This window comes from Mammaliicoccus sp. FSL K6-3158, from assembly GCF_038005105.1.
GTDB lineage: Bacteria > Bacillota > Bacilli > Staphylococcales > Staphylococcaceae > Mammaliicoccus > Mammaliicoccus sciuri.
The window spans coordinates 1,084,991-1,100,787 of sequence record NZ_JBBOSL010000001.1 but is presented as its reverse complement, the minus strand read 5'-3'; the positions used below and the strand labels follow the sequence as shown (position 1 = coordinate 1,100,787).

Sequence of the window (15,797 nt, the reverse complement as noted above, 5' to 3'; positions counted from 1 at the left end):
CCAATAAAACATATGTCCATATATATAACCAAATATACACGTTTGAAGCGAAAATGTAAATCATTTCAATCTATGTTTTTATAAGATATTTTCGAGAAAAAGTCTTTATTTTTTCAAAATAATCTCATAAATTATGTTCTATTTTAAAGTTTGTCCATTTTTTTAATATATAACTGATTTTTAAAGTGCTTATTTATTATTTACAATGCGTTTATCCGGAAATAACCGTGTGCATGCTCACCAAAGAGGACAACATGAAACAACACAAATTTGAACATTATTATAAGCAATATAAAAATATGATTCATTATTTACTTCATCGATATCAAATCAAATATGGTTACGAAGATTATTATCAACTGTTATTAATTAAACTATGGACTGAAATTGAGCGATACGATTTTTCAAAGACCGCTTCACTAGATAAATATTTATATACGAAATTAAAGTATTACCTCATTGACTGCATCAGAAAGCAAAGTAAAGATTCAAACCGTGTATCACCCACTTCAAATCATGAAATGTTAGACCAAAGCTTTATTGAATCTCATCAATTTGAAACATTTAGTATGTTAGAGATTTTATCTCAAGATGAACTCATGTGGTTAAAGCTAACATTACAAGGATTCTCAACCCAAGAAATTGCGATATATTTAAATAAAAGTGAATCCTCCATTAAGTATTATCGTAAAAATGCGCGACGTAAATTGAGATCACATTTTTTAATTTAATTACAAATATTTCTTCAAAAATTACAATATTTTTCCCAAAATTCAAGTAACATGTTATATAGGAGGTGCAACATATGAATTTGATCAATCCTAATATGACATTACTGAAATACTCTGATGATTCAGCTTATAGATTCCAAATTGAATATTTAAATCAATCAACTGTTTATACCAATCACTCTATCCCCTATCTTATTAATGAAGCACTAAAAATTGAAGGGGCAAGTTTAAAATCAAGAGAACATTACGCTAAATATGTCTTAAACATTTCTAAACTTCTTCCCATTCTCATATATGCCTCTGAAGATTTCGTATTATTTCCAACAAGCGCAAAATCTAACTATAATTATATGCTCATTAACAGTAAACACATTGTTCATATCGACGCATACAAACATTACACTAAATTGTTATTAATTAATCAGCAAACTAAAGTCATATATCATGAAAATCATATAATCAGTAGGAAACTCGGTGAATCATTAAGACTCATTCAGTTTCAAAAGCATCATCTTTACAGTCAAAATCCTTCTGTAAATATTAAAAAAGTCGTTACGCACTAATTGCGTAACGGCTTTTTTTGTCATTCTATATTAACTTGCTACTTACACCTGATAACAATGCTTGGTATGCACTATTAAAGAATGTCAGTAGTACTTCATCTCTTCTAATAATACTTTCTAAATCTTCTTCATAGATTAAAAAGCTTCCATCTTTACCATTATATTCAGCATATGATGGTTCTACTTGTTTCAAGTTGATTTTATCTTGTTTAAAAGGATTAATCTTTATAATATAATAAGGAGACTCTCTATATTTATCTCCAAAGTAATAACAAAGTGATACAGTATACTCATCATTACCTTCTACATAAAAAATAGATGTTACATCAAATTTATCCCAAAACAAACCTGTTTTGACATCTTTAATATTCCTTGAATGTAAAAATTGATAATGATCATATTGAGCTTGCTGCATTAATCTAAGTGCATGATATGCAGTCTTTGGATTAAAGATTCGTTCTTTGTCATCTTCATCTAGCGTTTTTTCATATGGAATATTATATGGCTTCGTATTGATTGTGATATCAATGCCGTTATCATGCAATGTATCAAATATAAATTGATAATATTCTTGAATCGTACGTCCTGATTTGACGATCATAGTTTCTTCTTTTTCATCTATTTTAACGACTATTAACTGATCAATTAAATCTAAGTTAATTTCAAATGTATGATTGTCTTTTTTTAATTCGCCTGTAGATAACCCAACTTGATTAACTGTTAACATGACGTGCTTATATAACGGTTCAGGTGTATTCACAGCTAAACAACATTTCCCCATAATTTGAACAATATATCTTATTGTTGCACGTGTATCACGCCATTCATCAAAATATAACAAGCTCATCTACAACACCCCCTAGTCAGTAATCTATGAAAATTCTTTAAATCTTCTAGCAATTAGCAAACGCCTTGTAAAGAATGCATTTACCCATTTGATACCTTTATAACCTATATAAAATAGCACAATACCTAAGACAAGATATAAGGCTTGTAATGTTAATGCTTCACCAATTGGTTTTGTAAAATATAAAGTAAATGTCCCCAATATCAACAAAGCAGCTGTTATTAAAATGCCTGCCATTAAGACATTTCCAAATAATAAGCCACCTAACGTAATCACTTTATACAAACTACTTGGTGGTGTTGCTTTATCTATAATTTCTTTTTCAACAAATTCATTCACAAATTTACTTGGTTTACCATATTTATCGATTAAATTTTTATCTGCATGATGGTTTAATTTTTCATGCGCTAAATTTTTTTCTTTTTTATTTATAAACCAAAGCTTTTTATAAACAATAGATTTATATTGTTCGTTATTCATTACACACCTCTAAAATTCATTAATATTTTAATTATAACATTAATCAATCTATACGTTGATTATTTTTCAAAATTGCTATTTTGAAGGAGTGAAAATGATGTTTAATTTTAATATCAACCATATTTCACACGAAAATAAATGGATTTATCATAATGAAGATGCATCAATCATATATGTCACAAATGGCTATATTAATATTTTTTATCATACATCGAATTACATGATGACATTGGATAAAGGATTTTTGTGCATTGTACCATTTGATGAATATAGCTTTATTTATGCAATTAATGGTCAAATATGTATACTTAATATTAATAAATTAATGGTATATACATTAGCTTCAAATATTTATGAATATTTCTTACTCAAAAATTTCTTTCCCATTATTCAATCTTACAAATTTGATAAAGTAAGTAATCACTTAAATATTCTTAACCTACTTGCACCGTATCATAAGGAAAGATTAACGACGAATGTTTCAACGAGTATCATTACGCTATTAGATGATGTTAAACAACCACCCTATTCTGAAATTCCAACTAACGATTCTTATGTAAGATATAACCACCACAATCATTATTGGCAACGTCATTTATTTGAAGCTACTGTTGCACTTATATTCAATACAAATCAATCTATTTCAGACATAGCTATAGAATATGGTTTTTATGACCAAGCTCACTTTACAAAGGTCTTTAAAAATCATCGAAACATGACGCCGCTTCATTTTAGAAAAAGATACAATATATATTCACATTATAAATAGCGATTGATGATTTCTTCAGCCTCAATATTCTTCGCTAAAATATTTAATGAATCAAAATTCAAATCTTCTGTAATTTCATGCGTTATAACGATTACATCCATTCCAGCTTCTATTGCAGCTTGTGCACCATTCGTCGTATCTTCAATTGCTAAACACTTATCTGGTTCTACATTAAGATCATGTGCTGCTTGAATATATAATTCTGGATTGGGTTTAACAAAAGCAACATCTTCACGCCCTTTTATAACATCGACATATTGATCCAATTCTAATCTTTGTATGTTAGGCATAATATGCGCTTTATAACTACTAGTTGCTATACCCATTTTTTTCTGGTTTTCACGACCATAATCTATTAATTCTTTGACCACTGGTTTTATAGGTAAAGATTTCGTACCTTCATAATGATCTTCAAACATCTCTTCTAAAGCCTTTTTCGAACCTAATGCATTTAATATTTTATCATTTAATTCTTCTGATACTGATCCGATAGAAGCTTTATATTCATCTAAACTTATTTTTTCGTTATTCTTTTGATCAATATGTTTATTTAGAGTATTAAATAAATTAATTTCTGTATCTATTATCGTACCATCAAAATCAAATATTATTGCATCGTACATGTTTAAACACTCCATTCTAAAAAATAAGAGACTAGGACTATTCTTAATCCCGGTCTCTTATTTCGATTATAAATCTTCTGATTTAAGTGTCAATTCTAAACGATCGATAATGTTCTCTAATTGAATTAAACTCAGTGATTTTTCCAGTGCAATGCGTTCTCTATTTGTCGCTAAATATTGCACGATTTCATGTAATGGAATAATGGATCCTTTTTGGGACCCGTTCTCTTCAATTATAAATAAACCATCTGACTCATTTAAGTTTAATTCATCTTGTTTAGCATTAGATAAATCATTCTTGAAATATACTGAACCATGCGGAAAATCATGATACTTTCTCTCTTCTAAAGAAATAACAGCATCGTGTATATTCTCTTGATTTAATCCTGTGTAAAATTGATTAATAATTTGTGTACGATTATCGTTATCGTTGAATAATTTTAGGTTTGTTAACATAGTCATTCACCTCATCCCGTTGCTTATATTTTAACATTTTAAACTGAATATTTAGAGTATTTTATTATTACATTTTCAAGTCATTTATTACATAATTTTTTCGGTTTTCACGAAAGGTTCAAAAATTACGTCGTTTCCATATTGTAATTTATTTCAAAAAATAATAACGTTAAATAGAACTTATATATTATTTGAAATAGAGGTTGAGTACATGAACAAAAGTTTTAATCCATTGAGAAGGTTACATTTTTATGCTGCTTTCTTTATTACACCTTTATTATTAACACTCTCACTTACTGGTATTGGTTATTTATTTTTTACAAATGTAGAAAATAACATTTACCATGATGAATTTTTCAATGATAGCGTAACAAAGGGTCATCAATCATTAGATGATGCTATTCAAGAAATTAGAGATGTATATAAAGGATTCGACATTCAAAAAATCAGTATTATGGACGAGCCATACAATAACAGAGTTACCATCGGGAATGAAGATGGTGATTCACGCTATATTTTCTTGGACGAACATAACCAAAGAGTTGCAAATCAAAACGCTAAATATACATATTCCAACGTATTAAGAGAAACACATAGTTCTTTATTTGTTGGTGGTAGTTTTGTAAATTATTTAGTTGAGCTAGCAGCATGTTGGACAATTTTTATGATTATATCAGGTATTTATTTAACTTTTAAATCAAAAGCATTGAAACCAACTAAAAAGAAATCATCATTCTTATTTAATAGACGATTACACGCGATTATAGGACTTATTATAGCTATTCCAATATTTATAATCGTACTAACAGGCTTACCGTGGTCAGCGCTTATGGGTAAACAAATTAACCAATTTGCCGAAGATCATCCAACGATCGGTTATTCAGCGTTAAAAGCTAACCCACCAGAATCAGAAGATAATGAATTACCATGGGCAACGCGTACTAAGGAGAAACCTTCATCTAAAAAAGATCCACATGCCGCACATCATGGTTCTACCAGTAATGTAATTGGTGCAGATGGACAACAAAGTTTAGAAAATATTATCGCAGATGCTGAAGAAAATGGCATTAAAAAGCCATTCTCTATCGTTTACCCTACTGATGAAAAAGGTGTATTTACCGTTTCTAAAAGTAGTAATACTGGCGTTACAGGATTAGATGTTCCACCTAAAGAGGAAACGACAGCATATTTCGATCAATACTCAGGTAAACTTTTAGATAAAGTAGATTATGATGATTATGGTATTATCGGTAAATGGTTCAGTTTCGGTATACCTTTACATGAAGGTCACCTATTTGGAACTGCAAATAAAATCATTAACCTATTAGTTTGTTTAGCCTTTATTAGCGGCATTACATTTGGTTTCTTATCATGGATGAAACGAAAGAAATCCAACTCATTTAGCGCACCAATAAGAACTAGTAATCAAGTTCCAATTGGACTCATTGTATTCTTAGTTATATTAGGAATCGCAATGCCATTATTCGGATTATCGCTAATTCCAGTCGCTATTATAGAATTCTTCTTATGGAAACGACATAAAAAGTTACATACAGTGTAAATAAAAAGCATATCACGCTTCTGAAATTAAATTCAGATAACACGTGATATGCTTATTTTTATACAAATATTTAAATGCATTCATATATTCATTAAACTTAGCTATTAGCCTCGTCATAATCGTTACAAACTGCTTCAAGTAAGTGTCTTAAATCATGATCATCCATATCATCAGGCACTCTAACTTTTATAAGATGATTTTTATCAGTAATAACATGAAAATAATGATGGTCATTTTCATATCCTTTTCCTAGTATTTGCATGAATAACATCCCCTTAGATATTTATCAAACACTCATATACTAATAATATCATACTTATTTAATTTATTTTAATATTTTAATTTCATAATAAATTAATTACAAGTTGGGCTCAGGATGAACATAAGAAGAATATGCGCCTGCTTCTTTTAATTGTTGTTCAACTAAATCACAAATATCATGGGCTTCATCTAGGGTTAAATCTTTATCGACAATGATCGTTACATCAAGAAATACACTATTACCATGATAACGCCCTTTTATAGATGGCACGTCTAATACGCCGTCTATATTTTCAATTTCTTCTATATAATTATTTAAATCTTTTTCATGAAAACCATCACTTAAAGTAAATATTGATTCTTTAAAAATAGTAAAACCAGTATAAACAATAATTAAGCCTAGAATAACAGCAAGTATAATATCAATTATAGGTAGACCAAATTGTGTGAATATAAGACCAATACCAGTACCAATACTGACTAACGCATCAGACAGATTATCTTTTGCTGCTGATTTTAATGATGTACTTTTAGTTTTAATCGCTAACTTCCAATTAAATAAATATACTAAAATCATTATAATACCACTTATAAAACTAACCCATATTGTCAGTGTGCTAGGTTCACTATAGTCACCTTGAAGTAATTTAGGAATGTTGCTAGAAATAACTTCTATCCCGACAAACATAATGATAAAAGATACAATCAAAGTTGTAATATTTTCAGTCTTCATATGTCCGTAAGGGTGATTTTTATCAGCAGGTTTGATTGAAATCTTCAAACCTATAAGTACTGCCACAGAAACAAATATATCTGTTAAGTTGTTTAAACTATCCGCCTTTAATGCAGATGAATTATAAGTTGTACCAACTGCAAATTTCAAAATAGAAAGAATAATATAAGTAACCAAACTTATATATGCGCCACGTTGTGCAATTCTCAAATTATTTGCCATTTCCAACACTCCAATTTTTTCACTGAAATATGATTATATAACAAAATTTGAGACAAGTTAATGAATTAGTTATCGTAAAATAATATAAATTAATTCGCATATTTATGTTTTAGGTATACCTATATTTCAAATACATATTCTCTTATAATATATTATTTATATATCTAAAAATTTTCAATATATGTTCTTATGATATTTGTTACTATGGACGCCCTTAGTTACACTTCGCCCGACTTTTCTAACGCCTAAAAATCATTTTTCTTAGCAAACTAAAAACCCAGCAAAGTTAGATAACTTCGCTGGGTTTGATGAACTTCATTCTTATAAAATGCTTAATCCGCTTGCTTTAATATCTTTAGCAAATCCTTGAACTGTATCAACAGATAATTCATTAATATCTCTTCCGATATTTGGTACTTTTGCTACCACATCTTTAGGACAAGTAATGATATCGACGCCGATTTCGTCTGCTTGAATAACATTAAATAATTCACGGCAACTTGCCCATAATAATTTAACGCCCTCTTTACTATGACAAACTTTTTCTGCTTCTTTCATTAATGGTAGTGGATCTACACCTGTATCAGCAATTCTACCTGCGAATACAGAAACATATGTTTCAACACCTGGTTTAATTGCTTCTACTATTTCTTTAACTTGTTCAATTGTATAAACAGCAGTGACATTAACTTTAACATCATTTTCTGATAATTTTTTAATTAAAGGAATCATTGATTCACCTTGTGTATTTACAACAGGAATTTTGACAAATACGTTTTCACCATATTGTTTTAAAATTTCTGCTTCTTTAGCCATTGTTTCTATATCATCTGCAAATACTTCAAATGAAATCGAAGCATCTGGTATTGCTTTAACCACATCTTCAGCAAATGTTTTATAATCCGTTACACCTGCTTTTTTCATTAAACTTGGATTTGTTGTAAAACCATCAACTTCTTTATTCTGATAGGCTTGTTTCATTTCTTCAATGTCCGCACCATCAGCAAAAACTTGTACTTTAAGATTACTCATGAATTTCATTCCTTTCTACTTGTTGTGCATTTATCGTACCATAATTTGCAATCGCTTACTAAACTATTTGATTAAAACACAATATCCAAGTTATTTTAAATGTATTTTGAAGTGCTTTATGGCATAATAAGAATTAATAATAACCAAATAATATTTTTTAAGTAATATAAATATAATTGCTTAGGTGGTGTATTTTGATGGCTGATAATATAGAAACAATAAAGCATTTCAAACTTTATACGACTGGGTCATTTTTAGGTGACGAAGCAGTCATCAATAATAGCCCTACGAGCCGAGTTGAGCGGTACTATATTTTTTCCTATTATTTAGAAATTAACGATTTCAAAATACTCATTAACACAGGCTTTTCAGAACATGTTAAACCAAGTACTGATTTAAAAACTTTAAAATTATTTCGCAGACAAGACTATAAAGTGTATGAAACTTTACCAAGCCAATTATTAAAAGACCATATACACCCAGATGAAATTGATTATTGTATTATCACAAACTTTTCAAGCCATCATCTCGGTTATTTAAACGCATTTAAAAATGCAACTATCATAACCTCAAGTGAAGCTTATCATGATTTTATTACACAACAAGTTTCCAACAATAACCTTCAATTAAGCTTTCATGTTATGCCAAATAACTTTAAAGAACGCATTGAATTTGTAGAAGATTTTGTACAAACTGAACATCCTATTTTGGGTAAAGGATATAAAGTCTTTAATCAAGATGCATTAGTTAGTTTTGATTTGCCAGGAGCCATGCCAGGTCAATTCGGCTTAATGATGACATTCTCTAATTTAATGATTTTTATGTGTAGCGATGCCGCATGGTGCCGTTCAAATATTCAAAAGAATGACCTTCCTACTAAAAGATTGTTGCGCAAAGCATACAACGGCGAACTTTTCATTGAAACCCATTTAAAGCTTATTGATTTAAAAGAAAATGCGAATACCTCTCTTTTCATCATTCCTAGTCATTGTAAAAAAATGGACGACTTTGAAGAAGTAATGGAATTATTAGATGCAATAAAATAATTTATGTGATAACATAAACGATTATACGGAATTTTTGGAGGGCATCATGGATAAAGCTAAACGCTATTTTTATATATCAATTATACTTATTATTATTAGTTTATTTTTAAGTGCACAAAATCCACTTTTAGAAACGATGTTTGGTTCTTTAGTTTCGCTCGTACTAATAAGTAGTATTTTAAACGGTATTTTATTATTAATTGCTGTCTTTACAACTGATAAGTCAATTAAATATCAAACTGATAAACACACAACGCTTTCAAAATTGAATAAACTTTTACCACTCGTTTTATTCATCGTCATTTTATATCATATTGTCGTTATAATAAGATTTTTCGGAATAATTTAAGGGAAACATAATGTTTCCTTTTTTTAATGAGGAGGTTTATTAAATGGTATATTTAGCAATATTTTTAGGCGGTGCTATAGGTGGAGGGCTAAGATATTTAGTTTCGTTAACGATCACTAATGACGCCTTCCCATTCCCCACATTGACTGTTAACGTAATCGGAGCACTTTTAATGGGTATATTCTCTACATATTTTATTAGCTATTTCAATTTACACCCAAATATTAAAAAATTAATAACAACAGGCTTCTTAGGTGCTTTAACAACCTATTCATCTTTAAGCTTAGAAACAGTCGAGCTACTAGAACATGGACATATATTAGTTGCAGGTACTTATTTACTCGTTAGTTTACTTCTAGGTTTCATATTTATTGCAATAGGTTATAGGAAAGGAACTGACCAAGCATGACGTTATTATATATTATGATAAGTTCAGGTATAGGTGCACTTTGCAGAAATTTAGTGAATGAATTCTTCACTAAACTGTATACAAACCACTTCCCAATCGCTACTTTAACAGTCAACGTAATTGGTAGCCTTATAATTGGATTTGCCGCTCAATATTTAAATGACGATTCTTATTCATATGCAATTATCGCAATAGGCTTTTGCGGTGGATTTACAACATTCTCTACTCACTTTTTAGAAATTTATGAACGATACTTATTAAAATCATATAAAATGATGACTATTTATATAATATCTACAGTCATACTATCAATTGGAGCATGTTATTTAGGATATCACTTATAAAATCACTTACGTAATAGGTACCTTTATATCTAAGACAAAAGAAAAAGGACTGATAAGAATAAATTTTCTTATCAGTCCTTTTGTGTTAATTATTGACCAGTAAAGACTTCTGGGTCTGGTCCGATTCTTTCGTCTTTATTTAAAGCATTTAATCTTGAAAGTTGATCTTCTGATAACTCAAAATCAAATACGTTTAAGTTTTCTTCAATTCTTGATGGTGTTACTGATTTAGGAATAACAACAATATTTTCATCAATATTCCATCTTATAATAACTTGAGCTGGTGTTTTACCTAACTCATTTGCAATTTCTTTTACAACTTCATCTTCCAGTATTTGTCCGTTCATTAAAGGAGACCATGATTGTGCAACAATTTTTTGTGCTTCTAAATACGTTCTTAATTCTTTTTGAGTTAAGTATGGATGACATTCTATTTGATTAATAACTGGTTTAATAGAAGCTTCTTGTAATAATTCTTCTAAATGATGTACATGGAAGTTACTTACACCAATGTTTTTAAGTTTACCTTCATTGTATAAATCTTCCATAGATTTCCATGTTTCAGTAATAAGATCTTTATCTTGACCTGGCCAATGGATTAAATATAAATCTACATAATCTAAACCTAATCTTTTTAAAGATGCTTCATAGGCTGATTGAACATTCTCTCTACCGTAATCTGTCATCCAAAGTTTAGTTGTAATAAATAAATCTTCTCTATTTAATCCTGTTGCTTCTAATCCTTCTTTGATACCTTGTCCGACTTTTTCTTCGTTGTGATAAGTTTGAGCAGTATCTATATGTCTATAACCACTTATAATAGCATGTTTAACCGCTTCTCTACATTCATCATTATTTTCTACTCTGAATGTCCCTAACCCTAAAGCTGGTATAGAATTTCCGTTGTAAAACTCAATTATTTTCTGTGTCATTTTACTGCCTCCTAATTTTAGACGATACTTAAATTAAAATTGAAACAACTTTAGTTTCTAAATATGGTTCAATACCTTCTGAACCACCTTCTCTACCAAATCCACTTTCCTTCATTCCACCGAATGGAATATGAGCTGCACTTGGTCCACCATCGTTCCAACCAATTACACCATAATCTAAGTTCTCATACAACTTTATACCATTACTATAGTTTTCAGTAAAGAAATATGCTGCCAAACCAAATGGTGTATCGTTTGCTTTTATGATAACTTCATCTAAATCTTTATAAGTTTGAATTGGTGCTACTGGTCCGAATGTTTCTTCTACCATGATTTTCATATCGTCTGAAACGTCAGATAGAACAGTTGGTGTAATAAAATAACCACCATCTTTATAGCTATCCCCTCCAGTAATCACACGTGCGCCTTTACTTGTTGCATCTTCAATATGAGATTTAATTTTTTCAAAACCATCTACGTTAATAACAGGACCTATATCTGTTGATTCATCTTGACCATCGCCTACTTTTAATTTACTGACCTCTGTTCTGAGCGCATCTTCAAACGCGTCTTTAATAGATTCTTGTACGTAAATTCTATTTGCACATACACAAGTTTGTCCTGCATTTCTGAATTTAGATGCAATTGTTCCTTGAACTGCTTTATCTATATTTGCATCTTCGTGAACAATTAAAGGTGCATGACCACCTAATTCAAGCGTTACTTTCTTCAATGTCGAACTAGATTGTTCCATTAATTGCTTACCTACAGGCGTTGAACCTGTATAAGTAATTTTTGAAATTAAAGGATGCTTTGTGAAAATTGCACCGACGTCTTTACCTGAACCATTTACATATTGGATAACACTTTGATCAAATCCTGCTTCATGTGCAAGATCAACTAATTTCATTGTTGTAAGAGGTGTATCTTGTGCTGGCTTACATATAAATGTACACCCTGCTGCTAATGCTGGTGCTGCTTTTCTAGTCATCATCGCTGCTGGGAAGTTCCAAGGTGTTATGCTCGCTACAACGCCAACAGGTGCACGTGTAACGATGAGTCGTTTGTTATCAATATGTTCTGGAATAGTTCTACCATAAGTACGTTTAGCTTCTTCAGCAAACCATAATATATAATCTGACGCATATTTTACTTCACCTAAAGCTTCTTTTAATGGCTTCCCACTTTCTTTTGTCATAATTAAGGCAATTTCTTCTTTATTTTCGAGAATCAATTCATACCATTTATATAACAATGCACTACGTTCATGAGCTGGTTTCTTTTTGTATGTTTGAAAAGCATCATGTGCCTTTTCAATCTTGCTGTTAATATCTTCTTCCGTATTGTTTTTAATCGTTTCGATTACTTCACCAGTTGCAGGATTTTTAACTTCAAAATTTTCTTTTACCATACTTATAACCACCTTTTTAGTATAAAAATAGCGCTACATAATATGCAGCGCTTAGTTATTACGGGTTAAACTTTTCAATTTCATCCATAATTCTCTCAAGGTCTTCCACACTATATTGGAATCTACCATGAAATACAAATTTATTAAAGAAGTGTTGAAGTTGTTTTTCACCAACTAACACTTTAATGTTAGGGTCTTGTGAATAATTACTGATAGTTGCTTCACTTACTTCATTTGGATGGAAGTAAATAATAGGTGTCGGTGTATATTTAAGTTCTAACTGTCTTTGCAATTCTTCAGTTGTATTATCAACTTCTTTAACTTCATTAGTATATGAATGAAAAGCTGCAGTTTTATTATTTGGTTGTTTTTCAAGTAATAACGTTTGTTCTTTGTTTGGGTTTAAATCCAATGTTTCAAAGACTTGTCCTAATACTGGAAAATCACTAAACTGCTGTTCTGTAATACCGTGATAGATATGACCACTTACTAAATTAGAGTCAATTACATAAATACCCGTTCTTGTTAAGACTAAATGATCTATTTGTCGAACTTTACCTAATGGATCTTTAGGTAAGAAGATGTTAGCCATAATTTGCATGTCTTCAGGTCTGATACGACGTTCATTTACAAGTTGGTCTCTTAACTCTAACAAGTGTCTATCAGTTATATATTCCCCTTCATTCTTAGAAAATAACTTTAATGAGTCAATTTCTCTTTCTTTTTGTGAAATTGCTTCTTGATGTGTTTCTTCTTGTTTCGTTAGAACCTTTTTATTTTCAACTCTTTCATGATCTAACTTTTCTTTATGTTCAGATTTAAGCGTCTCATTTTCTTTTTTATGAGCTTCTTGAATCTTATTCAAAGATTTTTGTTTCTGTTTTAATGAAACAAAGAATAATATAATAAATAGTATCGCAATGACGACCGCTGCGATTAATCCATAATGAATCGGTTCTAATTGACTCATAATTGTAGATCGCTCCCTTTCATATGTATTAATTCCATTATAGTAAAAATTACAAATAAATTCAGTATATATCATGAAATATATTGATAATATAACGTAATTTCTTATACTTCATACATTTGAGTAGTTAAACCACACTTTAATAGTAAATATTTTATGAATATACAGCGGATTGCTGTTACAAAACTTGCATGAATTGTAATTATGAGCGTTGTTGTGAACACTTCAGGCCAAACTTGTCCATAACGGGGGCGTTGTGAACACTTTCGCCCAAACTTGTTCATAACGAGGGCGTTGCGAACACTTCTACCCAAACTTGTTGGTAACGGGGCTGTTGTGAACACTTCTGCCTAAACTTGTTCATAACGAGGGCGTTGTGAACACTTTCGCCTACACCTGTTCATAACGAGGGCGTTAATTACAAAAGTCAGCTGAAATGTTACTATGGACCGCCTTAATTACAAAACTACTTAGAAGTGTTAATACCGGTATCCTTATTTGCACTTCTAACTAAAACTGCTAATAACACCCCAACTTCCTTCTAAAATAAAATAAAAACTCTGCATAAATCCCGTAAGATTCTATACAGAGCGTAATTGTTTATTTTAATAAGTCTTTTAATAAATCTACTTTATCTAATTGTTCCCATGGTAATTGAACATCTGTTCTACCGAAGTGACCGTATGCTGCTGTCTTTTTGTAGATTGGTTGTCTTAAGTTCAACATTTGAATAATGCCTGCTGGTCTTAAATCAAATACTTCTCTTATTTTTTCTACTAATACAGTTTCTTCTACTTTACCTGTACCAAAAGTATCTATTGAAATGGATACTGGTTGTGCTACTCCAATTGCATATGCTAATTGAACTTCACATTTATCTGCTAATCCACTTGCTACTATATTTTTAGCGACATATCTAGCAGCGTATGCACCTGATCTATCTACTTTAGTAGGATCTTTACCACTGAAACATCCTCCGCCGTGTCTTGCATAACCACCGTATGTATCTACAATGATTTTTCTACCCGTTAATCCAGCATCTCCTTGTGGTCCGCCAATTACAAATCTACCTGTTGGATTGATAAAGAATTTAGTTTCTTCATCTAATAATTCTTTAGGTACGATTGGATAGATAACATGATCTTTAATATCTTGTTGAATTTTTTCTAATTCAATTTTTTCATGATGTTGTGAAGAAATAACGATTGTATCTACTCTTACTGGTTTGTCATTTTCGTCATATTCAACTGTTACTTGTGTCTTACCATCTGGACGTAAATATTCTAAAGTACCGTCTTTACGTACATCTGTTAATTTCTTCGCAAGTTGGTGAGCTAAATATCCTGGTAAAGGCATGTATGTTTCCGTTTCATTTGTAGCAAAACCAAACATAAGACCTTGGTCACCTGCACCAATTGATTCTATTTCTCTATCTGATAAATCATCTCTATCTTCTAGTGCGCAATCTACACCTTGTGCAATATCTGGTGATTGCTCATCAATAGCAGTTAAAATCGCCATCGTTTGGAAATCATAACCATACTTCGCTCTTGTGTATCCTATATCTTTTACTGTTTGTCTAACTACTTTGGGGATATCTACATATGTTGAAGTAGAAATTTCACCTGCAATTAAAGCCATACCAGTTGTTACTGTTGTTTCACAAGCTACTCTTGCTTTAGGATCGCCTTTTAATAATTCATCCAGGATAGCATCGGAAATTTGGTCCGCAATTTTATCTGGATGCCCTTCTGTTACTGATTCTGATGTGAAGAGTCTTCTATTCTTTGACATAAAAAATCTCCTTTAAATAAAGTTGTACGGTCTCTTCCTCAGCGCAAATAAAAAGTGCCCTCTCTCAATAAAGATATAGAGAGAAGGCACACTCGTCCATTCGCTCTTATCGTTCAGACAATATTGGTCTGCAAACGGTTTGGCACCTTTCTTTCATTAGAAAGAGGTTGCTGGGTTTCATTGGGTCCATGTCCCTCCACCACTCAGGATAAGAGAATCCGTCAGAAATGATAATACTAAAGTTTTCATAATATGTCAATGGAA

The 15,797-nt window shown here is 30.7% G+C and carries 19 protein-coding genes and 1 riboswitch; of the genes, 8 read left to right on the top strand and 11 right to left on the bottom strand.

The features are described 5' to 3' along the window. Positions 1-254: 254 nt before the first annotated feature. Positions 255-731 (top strand): sigma-70 family RNA polymerase sigma factor, encoded by a 477-nt coding sequence (locus MHH94_RS05570; protein ID WP_084755485.1) that lies wholly within the window; start codon positions 255-257, stop codon positions 729-731. A gap of 74 nt (positions 732-805) precedes the next feature. Continuing rightward, the gene (locus MHH94_RS05565; RefSeq protein WP_232179746.1) at positions 806-1,294 is read left to right on the top strand and encodes a competence protein ComK; all 489 of its coding nucleotides are present in this window, start codon (positions 806-808) and stop codon (positions 1,292-1,294) included. Positions 1,295-1,319: 25 nt separating this feature from the next. Here MHH94_RS05565 and MHH94_RS05560 read toward each other — a convergent pair whose 3' ends face one another. Both MHH94_RS05560 and MHH94_RS05555 read right to left on the bottom strand, forming a co-directional pair. Further along, on the bottom strand, positions 1,320-2,141 hold the full coding sequence (locus MHH94_RS05560; protein WP_084755484.1) for a DUF5996 family protein: 822 nt from the start codon (positions 2,139-2,141) through the stop codon (positions 1,320-1,322). A gap of 24 nt (positions 2,142-2,165) precedes the next feature. Next, positions 2,166-2,621: a hypothetical protein gene (locus MHH94_RS05555; protein WP_078355930.1), complete on the bottom strand. Its 456-nt coding sequence runs from the start codon at positions 2,619-2,621 to the stop codon at positions 2,166-2,168. Between the two features lie 97 nt (positions 2,622-2,718). On the opposite strand from MHH94_RS05555, the gene MHH94_RS05550 reads away from it, so the two are divergent. Next, positions 2,719-3,390, top strand: a complete 672-nt coding sequence (locus MHH94_RS05550; RefSeq protein ID WP_158258787.1) for a helix-turn-helix domain-containing protein — start codon at positions 2,719-2,721, stop codon at positions 3,388-3,390. Here MHH94_RS05550 and MHH94_RS05545 read toward each other — a convergent pair. Both MHH94_RS05545 and MHH94_RS05540 read right to left on the bottom strand, forming a co-directional pair. Then, on the bottom strand, positions 3,381-4,013 hold the full coding sequence (locus MHH94_RS05545) for an HAD family hydrolase (protein WP_058591995.1): 633 nt from the start codon (positions 4,011-4,013) through the stop codon (positions 3,381-3,383). The two genes, MHH94_RS05550 and MHH94_RS05545, sit on opposite strands and share 10 nt — an antisense overlap. A gap of 66 nt (positions 4,014-4,079) precedes the next feature. Continuing rightward, entirely contained in the window at positions 4,080-4,469 is a 390-nt protein-coding gene (locus MHH94_RS05540) for a hypothetical protein (RefSeq protein ID WP_058591994.1), read from the bottom strand. Between the two features lie 211 nt (positions 4,470-4,680). Between MHH94_RS05540 and MHH94_RS05535 the strand changes: the two genes are divergently transcribed. Next, positions 4,681-6,030, top strand: a complete 1,350-nt coding sequence (locus MHH94_RS05535) for a PepSY-associated TM helix domain-containing protein (protein ID WP_107609569.1) — start codon at positions 4,681-4,683, stop codon at positions 6,028-6,030. A 97-nt stretch (positions 6,031-6,127) separates the two neighbouring features. Here the strand turns inward: MHH94_RS05535 and MHH94_RS05530 are convergent, their stop codons facing one another. The 3 genes from MHH94_RS05530 to MHH94_RS05520 form a co-directional block, all read right to left on the bottom strand. Beyond that, positions 6,128-6,292 (bottom strand): hypothetical protein, encoded by a 165-nt coding sequence (locus tag MHH94_RS05530; RefSeq protein WP_162841912.1) that lies wholly within the window; start codon positions 6,290-6,292, stop codon positions 6,128-6,130. Positions 6,293-6,388: 96 nt separating this feature from the next. Continuing rightward, positions 6,389-7,246, bottom strand: coding sequence for a cation diffusion facilitator family transporter (locus tag MHH94_RS05525; RefSeq protein ID WP_078355933.1), 858 nt, complete (start codon positions 7,244-7,246; stop codon positions 6,389-6,391). Between the two features lie 321 nt (positions 7,247-7,567). Next, positions 7,568-8,278: a transaldolase gene (locus tag MHH94_RS05520; protein ID WP_058591991.1), complete on the bottom strand. Its 711-nt coding sequence runs from the start codon at positions 8,276-8,278 to the stop codon at positions 7,568-7,570. A 197-nt stretch (positions 8,279-8,475) separates the two neighbouring features. Here MHH94_RS05520 and MHH94_RS05515 point away from each other — a divergent pair, with 197 nt between their 5' ends. From MHH94_RS05515 to MHH94_RS05500, 4 genes are read left to right on the top strand one after another with little or no spacing between them, the layout of a single operon-like run. Then, the gene (locus tag MHH94_RS05515; RefSeq protein ID WP_048539520.1) at positions 8,476-9,324 is read left to right on the top strand and encodes a hypothetical protein; all 849 of its coding nucleotides are present in this window, start codon (positions 8,476-8,478) and stop codon (positions 9,322-9,324) included. 46 nt (positions 9,325-9,370) lie between these two features. Continuing rightward, positions 9,371-9,673 carry a hypothetical protein gene (locus MHH94_RS05510; RefSeq protein ID WP_078355934.1) on the top strand — a complete coding sequence of 101 codons (303 nt, stop codon included), beginning with the start codon at positions 9,371-9,373 and terminating at the stop codon, positions 9,671-9,673. Positions 9,674-9,716: 43 nt separating this feature from the next. Next, positions 9,717-10,082, top strand: a complete 366-nt coding sequence (gene crcB, locus MHH94_RS05505; protein ID WP_058591989.1) for a fluoride efflux transporter CrcB — start codon at positions 9,717-9,719, stop codon at positions 10,080-10,082. After that, complete coding sequence (locus MHH94_RS05500; protein WP_058591988.1) at positions 10,079-10,426, top strand: fluoride efflux transporter FluC; 348 nt, start codon at positions 10,079-10,081, stop codon at positions 10,424-10,426. The genes crcB and MHH94_RS05500 overlap by 4 nt, the downstream gene beginning before the upstream one ends. Before the next feature lie 89 nt (positions 10,427-10,515). Here MHH94_RS05500 and MHH94_RS05495 read toward each other — a convergent pair whose 3' ends face one another. The 4 genes from MHH94_RS05495 to metK form a co-directional block, all read right to left on the bottom strand. Further along, complete coding sequence (locus MHH94_RS05495; RefSeq protein ID WP_078355935.1) at positions 10,516-11,358, bottom strand: aldo/keto reductase; 843 nt, start codon at positions 11,356-11,358, stop codon at positions 10,516-10,518. 28 nt (positions 11,359-11,386) lie between these two features. Then, a complete protein-coding gene (locus MHH94_RS05490) occupies positions 11,387-12,769 on the bottom strand; it encodes an NAD-dependent succinate-semialdehyde dehydrogenase (protein WP_058591986.1) in 1,383 nt (460 codons plus the stop codon). 58 nt (positions 12,770-12,827) lie between these two features. Next, the gene (locus tag MHH94_RS05485; RefSeq protein WP_340840042.1) at positions 12,828-13,739 is read right to left on the bottom strand and encodes a nuclease-related domain-containing protein; all 912 of its coding nucleotides are present in this window, start codon (positions 13,737-13,739) and stop codon (positions 12,828-12,830) included. Positions 13,740-14,339: 600 nt separating this feature from the next. After that, positions 14,340-15,533: a methionine adenosyltransferase gene (gene metK / locus MHH94_RS05480; protein ID WP_048539513.1), complete on the bottom strand. Its 1,194-nt coding sequence runs from the start codon at positions 15,531-15,533 to the stop codon at positions 14,340-14,342. A gap of 103 nt (positions 15,534-15,636) precedes the next feature. Beyond that, a riboswitch (SAM riboswitch) is annotated at positions 15,637-15,748 on the bottom strand. Between the last annotated feature and the right edge of the window lie 49 nt (positions 15,749-15,797).

Bases quoted from the DNA above. Each gene is read 5' to 3' on its own strand.
- MHH94_RS05515 (WP_048539520.1), top strand. From the start codon at position 8,476: ATGGCTGATAATATAGAAACAATAAAGCATTTCAAACTTTATACGACT.
- MHH94_RS05545 (WP_058591995.1), bottom strand. From the start codon at position 4,013: ATGTACGATGCAATAATATTTGATTTTGATGGTACGATAATAGATACA.
- MHH94_RS05565 (WP_232179746.1), top strand. From the start codon at position 806: ATGAATTTGATCAATCCTAATATGACATTACTGAAATACTCTGATGAT.
- MHH94_RS05530 (WP_162841912.1), bottom strand. From the start codon at position 6,292: ATGCAAATACTAGGAAAAGGATATGAAAATGACCATCATTATTTTCAT.
- MHH94_RS05550 (WP_158258787.1), top strand. From the start codon at position 2,719: ATGTTTAATTTTAATATCAACCATATTTCACACGAAAATAAATGGATT.
- MHH94_RS05555 (WP_078355930.1), bottom strand. From the start codon at position 2,621: ATGAATAACGAACAATATAAATCTATTGTTTATAAAAAGCTTTGGTTT.
- crcB (WP_058591989.1), top strand. From the start codon at position 9,717: ATGGTATATTTAGCAATATTTTTAGGCGGTGCTATAGGTGGAGGGCTA.
- MHH94_RS05560 (WP_084755484.1), bottom strand. From the start codon at position 2,141: ATGAGCTTGTTATATTTTGATGAATGGCGTGATACACGTGCAACAATA.
- MHH94_RS05485 (WP_340840042.1), bottom strand. From the start codon at position 13,739: ATGAGTCAATTAGAACCGATTCATTATGGATTAATCGCAGCGGTCGTC.
- MHH94_RS05490 (WP_058591986.1), bottom strand. From the start codon at position 12,769: ATGGTAAAAGAAAATTTTGAAGTTAAAAATCCTGCAACTGGTGAAGTA.
- MHH94_RS05495 (WP_078355935.1), bottom strand. From the start codon at position 11,358: ATGACACAGAAAATAATTGAGTTTTACAACGGAAATTCTATACCAGCT.
- MHH94_RS05540 (WP_058591994.1), bottom strand. From the start codon at position 4,469: ATGTTAACAAACCTAAAATTATTCAACGATAACGATAATCGTACACAA.
- MHH94_RS05510 (WP_078355934.1), top strand. From the start codon at position 9,371: ATGGATAAAGCTAAACGCTATTTTTATATATCAATTATACTTATTATT.
- MHH94_RS05520 (WP_058591991.1), bottom strand. From the start codon at position 8,278: ATGAGTAATCTTAAAGTACAAGTTTTTGCTGATGGTGCGGACATTGAA.
- metK (WP_048539513.1), bottom strand. From the start codon at position 15,533: ATGTCAAAGAATAGAAGACTCTTCACATCAGAATCAGTAACAGAAGGG.
- MHH94_RS05500 (WP_058591988.1), top strand. From the start codon at position 10,079: ATGACGTTATTATATATTATGATAAGTTCAGGTATAGGTGCACTTTGC.
- MHH94_RS05570 (WP_084755485.1), top strand. From the start codon at position 255: ATGAAACAACACAAATTTGAACATTATTATAAGCAATATAAAAATATG.
- MHH94_RS05535 (WP_107609569.1), top strand. From the start codon at position 4,681: ATGAACAAAAGTTTTAATCCATTGAGAAGGTTACATTTTTATGCTGCT.
- MHH94_RS05525 (WP_078355933.1), bottom strand. From the start codon at position 7,246: ATGGCAAATAATTTGAGAATTGCACAACGTGGCGCATATATAAGTTTG.